General features: G+C 67.0%; 3 protein-coding genes. All 3 read right to left on the minus strand.

What is annotated here, in order from left to right; all coding sequences use genetic code 11:
- Positions 1-227: 227 nt before the first annotated feature.
- Positions 228-2,234 carry an acetyl/propionyl/methylcrotonyl-CoA carboxylase subunit alpha gene (locus LL06_RS23305; protein ID WP_035532675.1) on the minus strand — a complete coding sequence of 669 codons (2,007 nt, stop codon included), beginning with the start codon at positions 2,232-2,234 and terminating at the stop codon, positions 228-230.
- Positions 2,235-2,559: 325 nt separating this feature from the next.
- Positions 2,560-2,937 (minus strand): hypothetical protein, encoded by a 378-nt coding sequence (locus LL06_RS23310; RefSeq protein ID WP_035532677.1) that lies wholly within the window; start codon positions 2,935-2,937, stop codon positions 2,560-2,562.
- On the minus strand, positions 2,937-3,863 hold the full coding sequence (gene yghU / locus LL06_RS23315) for a glutathione-dependent disulfide-bond oxidoreductase (protein ID WP_035532679.1): 927 nt from the start codon (positions 3,861-3,863) through the stop codon (positions 2,937-2,939). The genes LL06_RS23310 and yghU overlap by 1 nt, the downstream gene beginning before the upstream one ends.
- Positions 3,864-3,983: the final 120 nt, after the last annotated feature.

Consider the following 3,983-nt stretch of genomic DNA (forward strand, 5'->3'; position numbering starts at 1 on the left):
GGGGGTGGATCTCGGTCCGGTGGAAATGCAGGACGTGTGGCGCACCACGCCCGGCGCCGCCGGTGTCCCCTCGATGCCATGGGCGAGCGCGGCGTGGTTCGGGACCCCCACCCGGATCGCCTGCGCCGTCCGCTGCGCGACCGGCTTGTCTCTCCCCGGGGCCGAGCCACGGGTCTCGTCCCGTCCTGCGGACCCCCTCGAGGGGGAGGTTGAACTCTGAGCAGCTGTCACTTCGCGAACTCCATGATGATCTCGTCCACCGCCAGGCTGTCGCCGGGCTTGACCGGGATGCGGGAGACCACGCCCTTGCGTTCGGCCTTCAGCACGTTTTCCATCTTCATCGCCTCGACCACGGCCAGCGTCTGGCCCTCCTGCACCTCGTCGCCCTCGTTGACGGCGATCGACACGATCAGGCCGGGCATCGGGCACAGCAGGAAGGCGGAGGTGTCGGGCGCGGTCTTCTCGGGCATCAGCCGCGCCAGTTCGGCGATCCGGGGCGGGAACACCTGGACGCGCACGTCGACGCCCAATTGCCTGAGCCGCCAGCCGGCGTCCGCCGGCTCCGCCTTGATGGCGTGGCTCGCGCCGTCGATGTCGAACAGGGCGAGCCGGGCGCCGGGCGTCCAGTCGGTGGAAACCTCCATCGGCTCGCGGCCAGGCAGGCGGACGACGAAGACGTCGCCGGTGTGCTCGATATGGCCGGTGATCTCCTGGCCGGCGATGCGCACCACCTTCTCCTCGTGCGCGCGCTTCTCCGCCTGGCTGAAGCGGGCGCCGGAGATGCGCGCGGTGCGTTCGCCGTGGATGTGGCTCAGAAGCAGTGCGGCGATGGCGAAGCGCTTGACGGTGGCGTCGTTGGGCGGCACCGGGCCGAAGCCTTCGGGATATTCTTCCGCGATGAAGCCGGTCGACAGCCGCCCCTCGCGCCAGCGCGGATGCTGCATCAGCGCCGACAGGAACGGCAGGTTGTGGCCGATGCCCTCGACCTCGAAACGGTCCAGCGCGTCGGCCATGGCGTCGATCGCCTCGGTCCGCGTCGGCGCATGGGTGCACAATTTGGCGAGCATCGGATCGTAGAACATCGAGATCTCCGAACCCTCGGTCACGCCGGTGTCGTTGCGCACGGTGATGCCGTCGCGCGTGCCTTCCTCTGGCGGGCGGTAGCGTGTCAGCCGGCCGATCGAGGGCAGGAAGCCGCGATAGGGATCCTCGGCATAGAGCCGGCTTTCCACCGCCCAGCCGTTAAGCTTCACGTCGGCCTGGCTGAACGAGAGCTTCTCGCCGGCGGCGACGCGGATCATCTGCTCGACCAGGTCGATGCCGGTGATCAGTTCCGTCACCGGATGCTCGACCTGCAGGCGGGTGTTCATCTCCAGGAAATAGAATTTCCGGTGCTTGTCGACGATGAATTCCACCGTGCCGGCCGACTGGTAGTCGACCGCCTGGGCCAGCGCCACCGACTGTTCGCCCATGGCCTTGCGCGTCGCCGCGTCGAGGAACGGCGAGGGGGCCTCTTCCACGACCTTCTGGTTGCGGCGCTGGATCGAGCATTCGCGCTCACCCAGATAGAGCGCGGTGCCATGGCCATCGGCGATCAACTGGATCTCGATGTGGCGCGGCTCCTCGATGAATTTCTCGATGAAGATGCGGTCGTCGCCAAACGAGCTCGCCGCTTCCGATTTCGAGCGGGCGAAGCCCTCGCGCGCCTCGGCGTCGTTCCAGGCGACCCGCATGCCCTTGCCGCCGCCGCCGGCGGAGGCCTTGATCATCACCGGATAGCCGATGCCGGCGGCGATTTCGGCCGCATGCGCCTCGTCCGAGATCAGGCCCATATGGCCGGGCACGGTGGAGACGCCGGCCTCGGCCGCGATCTTCTTCGAGGTGATCTTGTCGCCCATCGCCTCGATCGCCTTCACCTTCGGGCCGATGAAGACGATGCCTTCGGCTTCCAGCGCCTGGCAGAACGAGGCGCGCTCGGACAGGAACCCGTAGCCCGGATGCACGGCCTCGGCCCCGGTCGCCTTGCAGGCGGCGATGATCTTGTCGGCCATCAGGTAGGACTGGTTGGCCGGCGGGGGGCCGATATGCACCGCCTCGTCGGCCATCGCCACATGCTCGGCATTGCGGTCGGCGTCGGAATAGACCGCCACCGTCGCAATCCCCATCTTGCGCGCGGTCTTGATGACCCGGCAGGCGATTTCACCGCGGTTGGCGATCAGGATTTTGGAAAACATGCACTTCGTCCCCGATTGCGGGCAAGCCGCCCGTATTTGCTGTCGTCGTCTTCACGGTCGTAACCGTCGTTCTTAATCTCGCCGTCGTCATCCTCGGGCCTGTCCCGGGGATCTTCTGTCCCGGCGTCGTTGCGCCGATGTCGCCCCGCCCGAGCGGCCGGTAGATCCTCGGGACGAGCCCGAGGATGACGGCGGAGAGGGCGGGACCCGGCCTCGGACATCGCAGCCGCTTCCTTGCCCCTTCGCCGATGTCGCCCCCGTGCCGCCCGAGCGGCCGGCAGATCCTCCGGACAAGCCCGAGGAGGACGGAGGGGCCGAGCCCCCTTCACACCTCCAGCACGTCCTCGAAGGCTTCCGGATAGCTCGCCCGCGCCACGTGCTCGTCGATCCGCAGCAGCGCCTGGTAGGACTGCGGGTCGAAGGGCTGCTCGGCGGGCACGATCTCGCGGCCGAACAGCCAGGAGATGCGGCCGGCGTCGAGATTGCCGCGCTCGAACGGCTCGTCGCCGAACCGGTGCCAGAGCGCGTGCAGGAAGGCCATGTCGGCGAGCTTCTCCGTCGGCGTCCGGTCGGCCATGCGGCGGCGGTTGAAGATCGCCGTCACGCCGCGCGGATTGGCCCGGCGGATGGTGAACTGGAACCCCGTGCCGGGCAGGCCGGACGGGATTCCGCGGTGCTTGGTCATTTCGGGCAGTTTGGCCATCAGGCTTTGCCGTCCTTCCCGGCATCGAGCTTGTCCTGGGTGCGGAGCGCGAAATCCGAGGCGTCATGGCGCTCGTGCAACTGTTCCGATAGCTCGCCGAAGCTCTTGTTGACGATGCGGCCGCGCTTGACCGCCGGGCGTTCGCCGATCTGGTCGGTCCAGCGCAGGACGTTTTTGTAGGAGTCGACCTCGAGGAAGTCGCCCGCCTCATAGGCGCCGCCCTTGACCAGCCGGCCGTACCAGGGCCAGATCGCCATGTCGGCGATCGAATACTCCGAGCCCGCCATGTATTCGTGGTCGGCGAGATGCCGGTCGAGCACGTCGAGCTGGCGCTTGACCTCCATGGCGAAGCGGTCGATGGCGTACTGGATCTTCATCGGCGCATAGGCGTAGAAATGGCCGAAGCCGCCGCCGAGATAGGGGCCGGCGCCCATCTGCCACATCAGCCAGTTCATGGTCTCGGCGCGGGTGCGGGTGTCGGTGGACAGGAACGCGCCGAATTTTTCCGCCAGATAGAACAGGATCGAGCCGGATTCGAACAGCCGGATCGGCCCGCCGCCGCCCTTGGGCGCATGGTCCATCAGCGCCGGGATCTTGGAATTGGGGTTGACGCCGACGAAGCCCGAACCGAACTGGTTGCCCTCGCCGATATTGATGAGCCAGGCGTCATATTCGGCGTCCTTGTGCCCGGCCTCGAGCAGCTCTTCCAGCATCACGGTCACCTTGACGCCGTTGGGGGTCGCCAGCGAATAGAGCTGCAGCGGATGCTTGCCGACCGGCAGCTCCTTCTCATGGGTGGGGCCGGCGATTGGGCGGTTGATATTGGCGAACTGGCCGCCATTGCCCTTCTCCCACTGCCAGACCTTGGCCGGCTGGTAGCCGGCGGGGAAATTCTTCTCGGGCGGAAACTTTGTCTCGTCAGTCATGAAATCACGTCCTTGTTGGTGAGAGGGGCCTCACCGGGAATATAGGGATGCGTCGCCCGAAATATAGGGAGGATCCCCACCTCCCCCTTGAGGGGAGGTCGGCGATTGGCGCGTATCGCG

The organism is Hoeflea sp. BAL378 (assembly GCF_000759435.1).
Classification (GTDB): Bacteria; Pseudomonadota; Alphaproteobacteria; order Rhizobiales; family Rhizobiaceae; genus Hoeflea.